Source organism: Flavitalea flava, from assembly GCF_054461575.1.
Genome location: NZ_JBTLQH010000021.1, coordinates 73,053 through 88,207, shown reverse-complemented (window position 1 = coordinate 88,207; position 15,155 = coordinate 73,053). Strand labels below are relative to the sequence as shown.

The window sequence follows — 15,155 nt, the reverse complement described above, 5'->3', positions numbered from 1 at the left end:
CACGAAAAAATTAGTGTTTCAACTTTAAATTATCTTTTTATTAAAAGTTGGCACTCTTTTTTCAATAGGTGGGATTAATTTTTCAACAAAAACCCATATTTTTTTCAATATAAAAATACTACTTTATCTCAATTTTCCCATCCCGTTGGCTGAAGCCACCCTTTGCCGGTCATCCCTTTAATCCCAGAATAAAACCATGAATGGCATCTTTTAAGATCAATTGATTCAATCCATTGGAAGACGGCGCATTTTTCATCTGGTTAATGGCGATCAGGCCGTGCAGAACTGACCATAACGTATAATACTTTAATGTCGGATCGGCTGCCAGGTTCTTGTTCTTCGCCAGGATCTCCCTGATCGTCTCCAGTAACAGGCTGTCATAACATTCACAGTCCGGCATTTTGTTTTCTACCTCGCAGGGAGGCATCCCCAGGCCATACATCAATTTATAATACTCTTCGTTTTGAGTCGCAAATTTCCAATAGGCATCCGCCATGGCTTCCAAACGTTCCGAAGGTTCGGCATACTTCTTTTTGGCCGCCGATATTTTTTTTGACAATAACAGGAAGCCATTTTTAGCAAATTCATATAGAATTGCCTCCTTATTGGCAAAATGATCATAGATGACAGGAGTGCTGTATTCGATGGCATCCGCGATCTTTCTGATCGACAAAGCCTGCCAGCCTTCCTCTTTCACAAGGCGCCAGGCTTCCTGAAGGATAGCTGTTCTGACTTCTTCTTTTTGCCTTTGTTTACGTTCTATGGTGCCCATACTTACAATGGAATTTATCCTAACACTGTCAGCAAAGATAACGACGTTTCTAAAACCAGCAAAAGTTTTTTGCATTATCTTTTTATTTCCTCCTCTTCCCACAGGGATAAGGTCCATTTTTCGAAAGAGCAGTCCCTGCCTTTCTGCTTTTGAGATCATCCACAAAGAAAGGCCCCCGGAGTGACAACCCTATGTCAGCAATAGTAGCATAAATATTAATGCTATATAAAGCCAGCAGGAAAGTCAGCAAGAAAACGTAGTTCCTGTCGCCTCACGGGAAGATGGATAACAAACAAACCGGATAAAGCTGGCTTCTAAAAAACAAAAAATGGCTGTTCCCGGCCTAATGGCCGCGATGCGTCCGCCTATAAGACGCATGAAGAAGGACAAACAGGACAAAAAGGGGAACTATTTTTTAAATTTCCATTCCAATAACTTCATAAAATACCCTCCTACTACACTTCTGGCCTGAAATCCGACCATGGAACCATCTGTCGTCTGATGCCAGTCGCTGAGCGGGACGCGGTTTTTGGTACCGGTTGCATAAGTAAGCATGGGGTCCGACAAGGCCTTAAAATCGGCCGGATCGGTTGCTAAACAGGCCGACCATAATACCCAATCCGATTTGGTATAGGTCTGCCGGCTATCGAGGGGCAGGCCAAAAGCCTGTTGTTTGGTAAGGTAAAACTTCACCTCCTTATCGTAAATGGTTTCCGGGAAAAGATGCAATCCGAGTACTTTGTCCCAGACCATATTATATTTTTGACTCCAGGTGTTTTTATTATCAAAGGTCAGGGAATAATGATCCCCCGTCCCGGCGAGTTTTTCCCATTCCGGAACCATTGCCTTTACACTATCTTTATATTTTCCGGCCGTAGCCTTGTCGCCCAGCATATCGGCCAGCAAGGCATAGCTCCCCAGCCCCTCGATCGCTTTTACGGAAAGATTGGCATTGCGGGCCAGATGGCCTGCGAAATCATCCGTACAAAGTTGATTTGCCGGGTCAAAACCGGATTTCATCAGGTATTCAGCCCATGTGGTAAGCGTTTTCCAATGTTTGCGGGCATATTCCGCATTGCCTTCCGCCTTGGCAATGGCAGCGGTAAGGATCAGCATATTCCCGGACTCTTCCACCGGCATATCTTCGTCGTAAACCTGTCCGTTAGCCAAAGGGTAGGTCCCCAGATCATGCGCTGCAAAGGGTTTGGTATAAAGACCGCTCTCGCTGAAGTAAAAAATGCCGTTCAGCATCCCTTTCATCAGTTCGGGGTTATACAACAAGTATAAGGGGGCTGAAGGGTAGGTTACATCCACCGTATTGATACAGCCGTTGCTGAAATTTTCCTTGGACAGGAATAGCAGGTCTCCCTGTGGGCTTTTTACCAGTTTATGCGCCGAAATACTTTGGCGGTAGGCAAGAACACATAAGCGGGCATAGTTCTCCCCTCCTGCAAGGGTGGCATCCCCCTGCATTTCATCGTTAAACTTTTTACATCTGTCAAGAACGGACCTGTACTCCTTTGCCGCCGCGGTAAGCTGTTTTTCGATGGTCTGTGCAGGATCTTCCCTCCACCAGGGCTTAAGATCCTTTTTAAAATATTGAATGGCGTAGATATCGTCATAACCGATCAGCAGATATTTTTCCTTCGCCTGGCCGCCCACATCACCGAAGGATAAAACGGTATTTAAAACAAGCCCTTTCCCATCATGGACGGTAGAGACAGCCCTGTCTTCCACAAAACTATACTGGGCTTGTGCGGCAGTAGTAATATATTGCCTGCTTTTATCCATTCCCGGTGAGGCGATGTACATATAACCCCAGTCGATTCGCAGATCGTCGCCTTTTTTCTTTAATATGGGCTGTTCTTTGGTTCCTGCTTTTAGGATATTCAGATCGCCGGTTGCATATTGCTGGGCGGCAACTGCCTGGAAAGGAAGATTCACGGCAATATCCGTGGATGCCCCCAGGTAGATGTCGGTCCTATGCGCTTGCCCGTCGTTTGCCTTTACACTGTACGTAATATAAGAGACTGGTCTGGACAACAAATTCAGATCAGTAAGGAGCAGTGGTGAGGTAAAGGTCAGAGTCAGGTCGATATTTCCACACGCAAAAGTATAAATGGTCTGGGTCGCATTCAGATTTACAGACCGTTGTTCCGCCGGAAGTATAAGACCGGTATGTTCCGATGGCGGGGGGTCGGTAACAAGACCGGCATCGAGATGTGCGGCTCCGGCTGTATTCTCACAATGTATGGCCAGCACATTCCTCCCTTTCTTTAATTTTTTTATGGCCGATGTATTTAATTCTACATAATCGAAATGGCTGAGCCATCCGGTTTTGCGATAAATTTCTTCTCCGTTCAGATAAACTTCGGCATTATCATCATGACTGATCTTAAGATATAGTTTCTTAAAATCAGGCTCCCCCATCATAAATGTCCTGCGGATCCAGATATCCCTGGTTTTCCAGGGTGTTTTATCGGTTTGTTCGTTATCGCCGAAGGGAGCGTTCCCGGTCTTCCAGTTATCTTCTTTGCCCGCGGGTTCCTTCCAATCTGCCGGTGCCTCAGTTTCCAGGTATTTACTGGAATAGTTCTCTTCGTCGGATGCAGGAACAACCGTTTGGTAAGTTTTGGGTTCATTCCCCATAAAACGGTAAACCTTCCCATCGACCCTTATCAAACCGGTCAGGGACTGATTGGCCCCAGTCCAATGTTTGGTAACGGACGCATTTAACTCGTCGGTTGTGGACCAGATACTGAAATAAGGATCGTGATTGATCAGCGGATAAGCCGGAGCCAGTCTTTCCTGCGCATGCGAAACAATGATTTGCAGCAACAGGAACCGGGCTAAAAAAATTGACAAACGGAGTGTTCTGTTCATGGGGAATTTGCATTAAATAAATTATTTCAATCAGATCGTTTGTGTAAATGCTCCTAACGACGCAATTTATGGAAAGGTGGGGATAATTACCTCACTAACCTTTTTTACGACTCGACTGCCGGATGATCAGTCTTGGTTCCAGGATCAATTTACGGGAAGGGTTCCGGTAGGGATCGCCTTTGCCGAGCCCTTCGAAAAATAGTTTTGCAGCCTCCTCTCCCATCGAAACCGTTTGCTGGTTCACGGTAGAAAGAGAGGGTGTCAGGTATTCACCAAAGGATTCGTTGGCAAAACCTACGATGGCAATTTCCTCAGGGATTACTTTACCTTCCTCTTTGATCGCCTGAATAGCTCCCAGAGCAGTGAAATCCTCCACCGCAAAAACCGCATCCGGTATTTTACGAAGCGCCAGCAGTTTTTTCATGCATTCCCTTCCCGATTCAATCCCTACCTTACCATAAATGATCAGGTCTTCATCCACGGTAAGTCCATTGACGTTCAGTGCATCGATATATCCCTTTAACCGCAGATTAAAGATATTTACATGCTGCTGGCCGCCAATATGGGCGATCCGGTGACAGCCCTGACCGATCAGGTGTTGCGTAGCTGCGAATGCGCCTGCATAATCATCAACGACAACGGTCGATACATCAAGGGCATCGCTGGCCCTGTCGAAAAAAATAAGCGGAATACCCCTCTTTTTTATCTCGCTGTAATGATCAAGGTTGATCGTTTCCTTGGATATGGAGGCCAGTACGCCATCCACTCTTGCCTGAAGAAAAGTCTGTACGCCTTTTTTTTCACTCTCGTATGATTCATTTGACTGGTAGATCAGGATGGAATACTTGTTTTCATTCGCTATCTTTTCAATGCCATGTATCACCGATCCGAAAAAATTTATTTCCGCACTGGGAATAATCACCCCGATAATGTTCGACTTCCCCAGGCGAAGCGAGGAAGCAATTTTATTGGGTTGATAATTCAGCCTGGCAGCGGCATCCTTTACCGCCTTTCGGGTAGAATCCCTGATACCCGGCTGATCATTAAGTGCACGGGATACCGTCGCGGCGGTGATATTAAGCGCACGGGCAATATCCGTTAAGGTAACTGGTAATATCGGGTCGCTCATTACACCGGTTATTGCACCCCATTCAATTTGCGGATAAGATTTACTTCATCCTCCCGGTAAGGAGTTCCATCCGTTTTGAAAATATCATGGAACCATTCAACGGGTTGACTTCCGTCCGGCATTGGCGTATCCCATGCATAGATGGTATTGGTCTTACCGGCTACGAACCCCCAGTTGATAGCCCCGACATTTTTCATTTTTAACAAGGGTAGGATCGTGGAAAAACGGCTGTTTCTCGTACGCGCCATATATTCGGTACAGATCAATGGCCTGTTATTGGCTTTCAGGATCTCGATTACCTTTTTATGGGCCGGCCCTTCATCATAATCATGATAGGTGATCACATCTGAATTATTCAGTTGCAGGATAGAGATATTCTCCAGGCTCCAGTCCCAAAGACCTGAACTTATGGGTTGGTCCGGGTTGATTTCCCGGGCCCATTTATAGCATAGCGATAAAAGGGCAAGGGTCGAATCCCCTTTGCCCGAATTCCCGGGTTCGTTATACAAGTCCCAAAGTAATATCCGTTTATCATGTCCGAACGTAGTGAGCACATCCTTTACATATTTTTCCAGTCCAGGGAATCTCGCTTCCTCAGCAGAAGCTGGTTGTCCGGGATCCTGGACCCAGCCTGAATTATGGATACCGGCCTTGGGAGAAGGCTGCAGTCCTGCTTTGGGAGTTTTATTCCAGCAGTCGTCAAAAAATACGAACAAAGGCTGGATATGATGTTTATCTGAAATAGACAGGAACTGATCCACTCTCTTTTTAAATCCGGCAGGATCCTGGCTCCAGGCAATGGAATGAAGAAAAACCCGCATGGTATTAAAACCTATCCCTTCGGCCCAGCCTAATTCTTTATCTATCGTGGCCGGATCGAAACTATCAGCCTGCCACATCTCCAATTGATTGATCGCAGTGGCCGGAATATAATTTGCCCCCGTCAGCCATTTGTGCTCCCTGTACCATGCATTGGCTTTTTCAGCAGACCATACTTTACCGGGTATGGATACCGGAACGGCAGTCTTTCCCACCCTTTGTGCATAAGTAGCGGTAGCCCCCGTCATGTTTACCAGGAGTATTAAAGATCCATAAACGCGCAATCTTCTGATCATTTTTTTTAATTAATTGGTGATTTATTATTCTGCTGTTACTTTAATGACTAATGGCCAGATGATGGCCCCGGCAATACCACCCCTTCCTTCACGGGCGAACCAAATGACGGAGATCCGTCAACATTCCAGGTAAATGGTTGGGCCCTTGGCGATCTGGTATTGCCGCAACCCTGTCCGGGTTGCGAATTGGCATGATATAAGATCCAGTTTTCTTTTCCATCCGGAGAAATAAAAAATGAATTGTGCCCGGTAGCATATACCTTGTTCTCCGGCGATTGCCGGAATACTGGTTCGGGGCTTTTTTTCCATTTGGTGACATCCAAAAGATCATCCCCACCCGTAAAGGTCAATAAGCCGAGTGCATAGGTATCCGTCCAGCAGGCACTTGCCGAATAAACGACAAAAAGACGGTCACCATGCAGCAAGGCCTGAGGCCCCTCATTCACATCGATATGTGCAGAATCGGAAAGCTCATGGGAATTATGGATATCTCCCATTTTCTCCCAGGGAAATGCGGGACTGGAAATAAGCGTTTTCGGACCTTCAATAGTCAGGGGATCCTTCATTTTAGCAATATAAATATTTTGCTGCCCATTGCGGTCTCCTTCCCATCCGGACCAGAGCATATATAATTTTTCTTTGTACCGGAACACGTCACCATCGATAGCCCATTTATCCGAGACATCCGATATCTTGCCCCTGAACACCCAATTTCCTTCCATCGGATCGCCGGCATTGTTTTCCAGCACGTATAAACGATGATTTTTATTATCCCCGTCATCGGCAGCAAAATAAGCGTACCATTTACCATCGATAAAAAGGACTTCCGGAGCCCACAGGTCTTTTGAAAATGCGGTACCGGCAGGAGGCACAAAAATTGTCCTGGAAGAAGCTGTTTTCAGATCCGCCAGATTTTTGGTTTTCCATAGAACGAGTCTGTCGCCCATGGTATGTGTATAATAATAGTATCCATTCCTGTAAAAACTATATGGATCGGGTCCCGAAGGAAGTAATGGATTCACAAGAACATTCCCTGAATGATCGGATTCATTCCTGACAACCGGGAAAGCCGATATCCGTAATCTTGAACCGCCCATGGGCACCAAAGTAAGTTCGGTAAGCGGACTGTCCGTAACAACCGGGCTTTGCGGAAGGATGGAGCACAAACCATATTGATCGGTCGTCCAGAAAGGGATTTGTTTTCCTCTGGCCCTTATCTCTATAGGCGCGGATGAATTAACAAAAGGATTATTATCGGCAGGCCAGGGCTTTTTTATTACTTTGAAGATTTTACGCAAAGAATCTTCATCACTGAACATCGGATCTGTGGTCTCCTGATATAATACCAACCCGTAATTCCAGGGAGAAGCCGGATAAATTTCATAAGAAGGCCATTTTTTCACATCTGCGCTATCCTGCCATTTTGAATCTCCTATCGCTGTTTCTTTACTATCCTTTTGAATATACTGCTCAGTTATTTTTTCTGAAAATGTCAGAGGACCATAGTTTATACTGATGCTGTTCTTATTGTATATCCACTGCCTGACCTTTATTTCCATGGGCACCAACAAGCGGATACGATCTCCCTCCTGCCAGTTTTTTTCCAGTTTTATATAATTTCCCGGGATAAGCGAAGAAGTTATCTCCTTTCCGTTTACCAGAACCGATGGTTTTTTGCACCAGGCAGGGAGCCGCAAATATAGGGGAAAGTATATTTTACGGGGAGTATGAATCGTAAATGAAACCTCTTCCTCGAAAGGATACCGGGTATTTTCGGTTATGCGCAGTTTTGTGCCATCTCCTACCCGGGCTGTTACCGTACCCTCCGAGAAAAATTGTGCGGCCAGACCATTGTCCGGTGTAGCCATCCAGCAATTCTCCGCATAATAGACCCAACCCGCAGCATGGTTGTGTTGGCAGCAACGGCTGCTGAAGGGATTCATGGTTAGGAACGGGCCGGCATTATCGATACCCGGAGAATGATCCTTACTATCGCTGATGACCATATTTGGAGCAGTCAGGTATCGAAGCGACCGGTAATCCGGCATAAAGGAAGCCGGAAAGGTATTAAAAGCTACGTCCTCGCAGTTTTCCGCCCAATAGGTATCACCGGTGGATCGTAACAGAACCTGATCTGAAGTCATTTGTTCGACCATACCGCAGGTTTCTACTGCCTGTCGGGGATCATCATATCCTGTCCGGGCATTTTCGTCCGCCCCGAACATTCCCCCGGGAACCTGGCCATACTTTTCCCGCACGAATGCAAAATCCGCATAGGTGGCGTCAAGATCGGCCTGCCGGTGACTTTGCAGATAAAACGTCGCCGGCTCCCGGAAACATTGGGCGATATTCACATTATGCCAGTTCGGCAGTTTGCCTTTCCCCCGCCAGTCTGCCATATTTCTGTCGATCTTGGCCCCCAGTTTAAGTAACCATTTTTCACCCGTAAGATTATACAACCAATATACGCTTAACAGATTATCCCCACCGCGGCTGTTTTCCCAATAATCTTTCAGGAACTGAGCGTCGGGTATGGATAATTCCCATTTAAAATACCGGCTTAAGAAAACCGGTACTCGCGGATCACGGGAATATTCGAAATAGGATTGCAGACACCATAACATAGGCATATTGGTCCATAGATCTCTGTTGCCGTTGCGCAGCACTTCAGGGCCAAAATCCCCGTTTTCACGTTGATTGTTTAACACGGCATTTATCCAGAACCCGGCTTCTTTAATGATCTGCCTGTCATTCAACATATAACCGATATTGGCATACCCTTTCAGCCAATAAGGTAATTCCTCCCATCCCCATTTGCCTTTACCCTCCTTATTTAGCCATGCATTATCCTTCTTTGACAGCCAGATGCTGATCTCTCCCAAATGACCTGTAAGGCCATCGCGTTGTAATTCCAGTTGTTTTCTTAACCACCCTCCCGGGGCAAAGGAAGTCACCGGAAGCTTGCTGAAATACCCATTTAGTAAAGGCTGTTTGTTGTTTTCATAAAATCGGTTTGCTGCCGTATGCTGACTCTTCTTTATGACGGAAGCTTTTACTCTTTCCTGGGAAGGCAGCCGGGTTACAGAAAAAAGCTGAATAAGCCCGGCCAGCCAAAAACATCGTACATAGACTGCTCTTATCATCTCTGGAAATCTAAGAAATATTTATTAAATTATCACCTCAGAAACTAATTTTTTGTACCGGTGAATAGATCAGGTCTTCCACGCCTGCGATCTTTACGCCAATTCGTACATATACATAGGTTTGAGCAGGCACGATCGCCGGAACGGACACACTTAACATAATATGATCCGGATCGGCGATCGAAGAACCGGCAATGTCCATTCCTGCGATATTATCTCCCCCGGAAACAAATTGCCCCTTATTGATATAAAGACTTACCCGCTCGATATCCTTTGCATTGGCATCTGTAATGATCTTTTCTATTTTACATAAAGCCGTTACCATACCTGAAGCACCCGTGATCTGCGGATCTCTGATCATGTAATAAGGGGTTACCTCGACATTGAGGGTCTGATTGCCTTTCATAGTAACCATTAAGGTATCCGGTATCCCGGGAGAAAGTTCTTTCCAAATGAAAGGGCCTTGGCCGGAAGGAATTAGGAACTTATAATTCCCGTCGAAAAGCAGGGAGGAAAATGTGCCAACCTGTGAAAAACTCCCATTGATGGGACCGGTTTTACCATACCCTGGCTGATACAGCTGGAAAGGCACCTGGTTCCTTTCCACGCCGATGGCCTCTCCTTTATATTGGATCTGTCCTGTTAACAGGGACGCTGGTGCATGGTAATTATCCTTTTGACAGGCTGATCCTGCCCAAAAAAATGCGATAAAGACTATATGGGAACTATTTATTTTCATAACTGGCAGTTTAAGATAAAAGACAAGTTGTTTACTTCGGTGTTTATTGATTTGGCTGTTTGACGATCTTGGGATTGGCAGCCCGGATATTATCATTAATGGCGGAGTAATAGTTGCCGAGCAGGAACCTGCAGGAACCGGTGACGGCAGCCGGCAGCGTTTCCCTGAACACCCATTTGCCATCATTCGGTCCGCCCGGGTTATAATACCGGTAGGGCCAAAGACCCCATGGCTGTGTATTCCGTTTGGTTGCCTTACCGATATTACCCAGCAGATCGGTCTTGGTCATTGGAAAGCCATCCCATATGTTAGTGGCTATTCGCCAGCGTTTCATATCAAAAAGGATATGCCCTTCGAAGGCCAGTTCCACTCTTCTTTCATGTACGATCCTGTCAAAAGTAATATCACCTGTGGTGAGTGCCGTCGTTAGCCCCGCCCTTGAACGAACCTGGTTCATATAACTGGCAGCTACGTCAGCCTGTCCCAGTTCAAAAGCTGCTTCAGCGGCATTCAGCAGCACTTCCCCAAAACGATACCGGATAAAGGGGACATCGCTGCCTCTGCCTCTTCTGCCCGATCCTACTGTAGGGTCCAGCCATTTGCGGATATAAAAACCGCTCTGGGTCCGCAATTCCAGTCCGTTGACGGGGCCGTCCTTACCTACGACCTGCACACTGCCGGTACCTCCGGGCAATGTCTTCAGATTGCCCGCCTCATCGCTGGTAACAATGCTTCCATCCGCCAGGAGATAACCTGCCCAGATATCCACGTGTTTTCCTTTGAAAAGACCGTTGGGCAAAAGGACCGTTCCTGCCAGGCGGGCATCCCTGCCTGCAAAAATATCCTGTTGGTCTGTATAGTAAATGGGGTTACCGGAAGCGTCCGTGGTGGGGATCGGTGCAAAAGTATTGTCCAGTTTTTCAAACGCTTCCACCAGATTCAGGGATGGGTCCAGGCGGCCTGCATCCCCTCCTTCGTCGGAAAAAGAATAAGGCTGATCGTTTATCGTGAAGCCATGTGTTTTACCGGCGCCTGCCTTAAAATCCTCTACAAAAATAGACTCCTGGTTAACGCTGCTTTTATCTGTGAAGATGGCGGCAAAATTATCGGACAAATCCGGCAATACTTTATACAGACCGTAGGAACCGGCGCTGCCATTGATGATCTGGACGGCAGCGGCCAACGCTTTCGTATAGTAGCCGTTTGCCAGGTTGGAAGCGATACCCACTTCTCCCCCGGGCAGGGAAACCGAAGGTGTATTTACTCCATATTTTGCGATGGATCCCGCATACAAAGCAGCCCTGGCCTCCATTGCCAAAGCTGCGGCCCTGGTTGCCCTTGATTTTTCCGTAGGATCGGAAGGTAATTGATCTTTGATCGCTTCGGCTTCGCTGATCACAAAATCATAGATGTCCGATTCTTTTGCCCTTGGATATTGCAAGGGAGTAGCGTCCCCCTTATAATCATATTGCAGCGGATTGAGAATCAGCGGAACACCACCCATTCTTTTTACCATCTCAAAATAATAGTTCGCCCGTAGAAATCTTCCTTCGGCAAGAAACCTGGCTTTATCGGCCGCCGTCAATTTCGTGGCGGCGCTATCGCGCTGAATGAAAAGATTAAGATCCCTCACATATCCATAATCCCAGGTCCACCAGGTATTATAGCCCCATCCGGAATTTTTCACGATAAAATAACTTCCAGCTTCAGAAGGAAAGCTCTCTCCGAAATCTGCGAAGGTCCGCCAGCCGGCGACACCGCTATTAGGATCATTCGGATCCAGTAAATAACCATCCAGGGAAGAAAAATCGGACTGCCTGTTATAGAGATCCCCCAAAATGGATAATACAAGGGCAGGATCGGAAAAGGCTACATCATTGGGAATGACCTGGGTAGGCGGGATGTTTAAAAAATCGCTGTCTTTTTTACAACCTGTTATTCCCAACACGATCAGACATACGACAAGTATCAGGATCATGCGTATCGAAGGAGAGAATATCTTTTTCATTGAATTCATTTTCATGGAAATAATAATTACTTCAGGAGTTAATCTGATGATTGGTTAAAAGGTAAGATTCACACCTATGTTGACCACCTTATTCTGAGGGAATTGAAGACTGTTATCGTCCACCACTTCCGGGTCAACCCCATATTGTTTGAGGTTATCGAAAGAGAACAGGTTATAGGCATTGAGATAGAACCTCGCCCGTTGTATCCTCACCTTGCTAATAACAGAGGCAGGCAGGCTGTACCCCAATTCGAGCGTTCTTGCCCGCAGGTATTTGACATTATGCAGCCAGAAATCGGAGTTATGGTTATAATCGCTGTGCCCGTTCCCAACATTGTACCTGTTCGCCGGGTATTTGCCGGCAACCCAGGGGCTGTTGAGATCGAAAGGATCCTTTCGGTGCCACCTGTCCGTAAATATCGAATTCAGGTTACCGTTATTCTGGAATGCCCAACGGGACTCCCAGTTCTGATACCAGGTATAGCCGGCGGCTCCCGAAAAGTCTGCATGAAAATCAAATCCTTTGTAGGCAGCTCCCAGCGTAAATCCAAAATTTATATTTGGCTGTTTTCCGTAACCGAAGCCTTGCGGGCGATCGTCATTACCGTCTATTTTACTATCGCCGTTATAATCTTTATAGATCAGGTCCCCGGGAAGAAGGGTCTTATTTCCCTGGCCGTCTATATCCACCTTATAACTATTGATCTGTTCCATGGAAGTGAACTGGCCGATCACGGTGTAACCCCAATCAAGATTGGCATACCTGTTCTCCGGGGAATTACGGTACCTGTCCAGGGAGTTATAGAAAAGGGGATTATAGGAACTGATGAACTTGGATCGCGTAAAGGAAAGATTGCCTCCGACGTTGAACACCAGCTGCCCCGCCCTTCCATTATAGTTCAATGAGATCTCCTCTCCATATTGCGCATCGGTATTGATATTTTCCTGGGGCAGGTTGTACCCGATCTCCAGCGGAACTACAACATCATTTTTATTTCCCAGCAATCCGCTGCGTTTACGGTAGAAATAATCAACGGCTCCTGTCAGTTTTCCGCCTAACCAGCTGAAATCGATCCCGACATCGGTGATCTTACTTGTCGACCAGGACACGCGGGTAATGGGAACGCCTTTATCCCGGGAAACCGTAACGGCATTTCCATCCAGGATCGCGGTACCCTGGTTATAATTATAACCAGGCAGATAGGCATAAGGAGGAACAATAGGAAATTTATTCCCGAATACGTCCTTATCATCCGAAATGCTACGGTCATCACCCAGCTGACCGTAGGAAGCCCTGAACTTCAGATCACTCAGGACATAATGTTTATCATTCAACAGGTTCCTGAAAAATGGTTCTTCCGTGATCCTCCATCCAGCTGAGACACCGGGAAAATAACCAACCCTTTTGTCGGGAGCAAAGAGATAAGAGGCATCGCGTCTTGCAGATGCTTCAAGGAAATAACGGTTGGCATAACTGTAGGTAAAACGTCCGATATAACCGATCCGTGCCTGGTTGTCCTGATTATCCTGGTATTGATCCATGATGGGGAAATAGATCAGTGGCAGATTATTGGAAATAGGTGAGGCATGCAGCCAGTTCCGGCGATTATCGATATTGATCCTTTCGGCCACGACAGTCGCTCCGATAGTATGCAGGCCAAATGTATTATTATAATTGAGCTGCAGCTGCTGAGTCGTATTTACATTTTTGATCTGTTCACGGTCACGCCAGGGATTGGTGCTGCCGCCGGTGATCTGGTAAGTCTTGGTATCCGGATGATAGGTATAGGCATTATAGGTATATTCCTGGTTATTCTCCAGATAATCCGCAAAATAATACGAGTACACTCCTTTGACAGTCAGACCCGTGATGCCCGGCACCTGGTATTCCAAATTTAAATTGGTCTGTATCACCCGTTTATCGCTCCGGTATTTTCCGGAGAGCCCTTCATTCAGGAAGGCATAATTCGATTCCAGGTGCGGCCCAAGATCGTTCAGATAGGCAGGATTGTCATTGGCATAGGGCCTTTCCACCGGGGTATTCCGCAGTACAGCCAGCCTGGCCAGAAAATAATCATCCCCACCCGGAACGCCAGGATTCTCATGATATTCCACCCGCCCGTTCATATCCACGCCTACTTTCAATCGTTTGGTGATTTTTGCCGTTACATTGGCCTGGATATTGGACCGTCCGAATTTATACTCCCTTCCCAGAACCGAGTTCTGAAAGAAATTCGTAGCGGAGACATAATAATTTACCTTATCCGACCCCCCGTTAATGTTCACGTTCACCGAATTCTGAGGGGCATTTCCCCGCAGGACATAACTCCTCCAGTCAAAACTCCGGTAAGCGTCACCGGCGCTGGCTCCCTGTTTATACTTAGCGAGTTCTTCGGGTGTAATTCCGGTGCTTCCGAAGCTATTCATTTCCGCATCCGCCCGGTAACTCATATAATCATAGGAATTCGTCAATACTTTTGGGAACCGCGACCAATTCTGCTCTCCGGCATAAGCATCCACATTCACGTTATTGCGTCCCGGTACTCCTTTTTTGGTTGTTACTACCACCACTCCATTGGCAGCGCGCACCCCATAGATGGCAGCAGAGGCATCCTTCAGGACGGAAATACTTTCTACATCGTTGGGTGCGATATTATTGAACTGTGTCTCATCCTGCTGTATGCCATCGATTACGTATAAAGGAGTACCCATATTACGAATCTGTATCGAGGCAGCCGACCCCGGACGGCCGTCGGGCATCCTGAAAGTCACACCCGGTAATTTACCGGCCAGGCCAGTGCTTACCGTAGATCCGCCGTGTACCCGGTCCAGATCTTTTGAAGTAACCGTAGCGATCGCGCCCGTCAGCGATTCCTTTCTGCGGGTACCATAACCTACGACCACGATCTCACTCAGATCTTTATTGGATCTTTCAAGGGTTATATTTACATCCTTCTTATTACCCACCCGTAATTCAACGGTGGTATAGCCAACGGATGAAAATACCAAAAGGGACTTTTCTCCGGCAACAGCGAGGTTGAACCGGCCGTCGTTACCGGTGCTGGTTGCATTGGTTGTTCCCTTTTCCGTAACGGTAACCTGCGGCATCCCTGTGCCGGAACTGTCTTTTACTTCCCCCGAAACATTAATTTTTGTGCTGCCCTGGGCAAACCCGGTAAGAACAAAAGACCAGCAAAAAGTAAAAATGGTAATGGCGGGGAGTAAAAATTTCTTTGGGGGAAAAATTTTCATACAGCAATTAATTGTTGGTTTATTGAATGGTTGCAAACGTTTACATGATTTATTTCGATCTAAATCCCTACTTTTAAATCATCATGTGAAAGTACCCGTTCCCTTCGAGGCTGT

Annotated in this window: 8 protein-coding genes; all 8 read right to left on the bottom strand. The window is 46.6% G+C overall.

Features of this window, described 5'->3' with window-relative positions:
* Nucleotides 1-169 precede the first annotated feature (169 nt).
* The 8 genes from ACX0G9_RS18325 to ACX0G9_RS18290 all read right to left on the bottom strand — a co-directional run bounded on the left by ACX0G9_RS18325 (nucleotide 170) and on the right by ACX0G9_RS18290 (nucleotide 15,041).
* Nucleotides 170-772 (bottom strand): TetR/AcrR family transcriptional regulator, encoded by a 603-nt coding sequence (locus ACX0G9_RS18325; RefSeq protein WP_459066396.1) that lies wholly within the window; start codon nucleotides 770-772, stop codon nucleotides 170-172.
* 408 nt (nucleotides 773-1,180) lie between these two features.
* Entirely contained in the window at nucleotides 1,181-3,655 is a 2,475-nt protein-coding gene (locus ACX0G9_RS18320; protein WP_459066395.1) for a glutaminase family protein, read from the bottom strand.
* 94 nt (nucleotides 3,656-3,749) lie between these two features.
* Nucleotides 3,750-4,784 (bottom strand): LacI family DNA-binding transcriptional regulator, encoded by a 1,035-nt coding sequence (locus ACX0G9_RS18315; protein WP_459066394.1) that lies wholly within the window; start codon nucleotides 4,782-4,784, stop codon nucleotides 3,750-3,752.
* Nucleotides 4,785-4,792: 8 nt separating this feature from the next.
* Nucleotides 4,793-5,899: a glycoside hydrolase 5 family protein gene (locus tag ACX0G9_RS18310; protein ID WP_459066393.1), complete on the bottom strand. Its 1,107-nt coding sequence runs from the start codon at nucleotides 5,897-5,899 to the stop codon at nucleotides 4,793-4,795.
* Nucleotides 5,900-5,946: 47 nt separating this feature from the next.
* On the bottom strand, nucleotides 5,947-9,042 hold the full coding sequence (locus ACX0G9_RS18305; protein ID WP_459066392.1) for a family 43 glycosylhydrolase: 3,096 nt from the start codon (nucleotides 9,040-9,042) through the stop codon (nucleotides 5,947-5,949).
* A gap of 37 nt (nucleotides 9,043-9,079) precedes the next feature.
* A complete protein-coding gene (locus tag ACX0G9_RS18300) occupies nucleotides 9,080-9,781 on the bottom strand; it encodes a DUF3823 domain-containing protein (protein ID WP_459066391.1) in 702 nt (233 codons plus the stop codon).
* Nucleotides 9,782-9,824: 43 nt separating this feature from the next.
* Nucleotides 9,825-11,789 carry a RagB/SusD family nutrient uptake outer membrane protein gene (locus ACX0G9_RS18295; protein WP_459066390.1) on the bottom strand — a complete coding sequence of 655 codons (1,965 nt, stop codon included), beginning with the start codon at nucleotides 11,787-11,789 and terminating at the stop codon, nucleotides 9,825-9,827.
* A 54-nt stretch (nucleotides 11,790-11,843) separates the two neighbouring features.
* Entirely contained in the window at nucleotides 11,844-15,041 is a 3,198-nt protein-coding gene (locus ACX0G9_RS18290; RefSeq protein WP_459066389.1) for a SusC/RagA family TonB-linked outer membrane protein, read from the bottom strand.
* Nucleotides 15,042-15,155 lie beyond the last annotated feature (114 nt).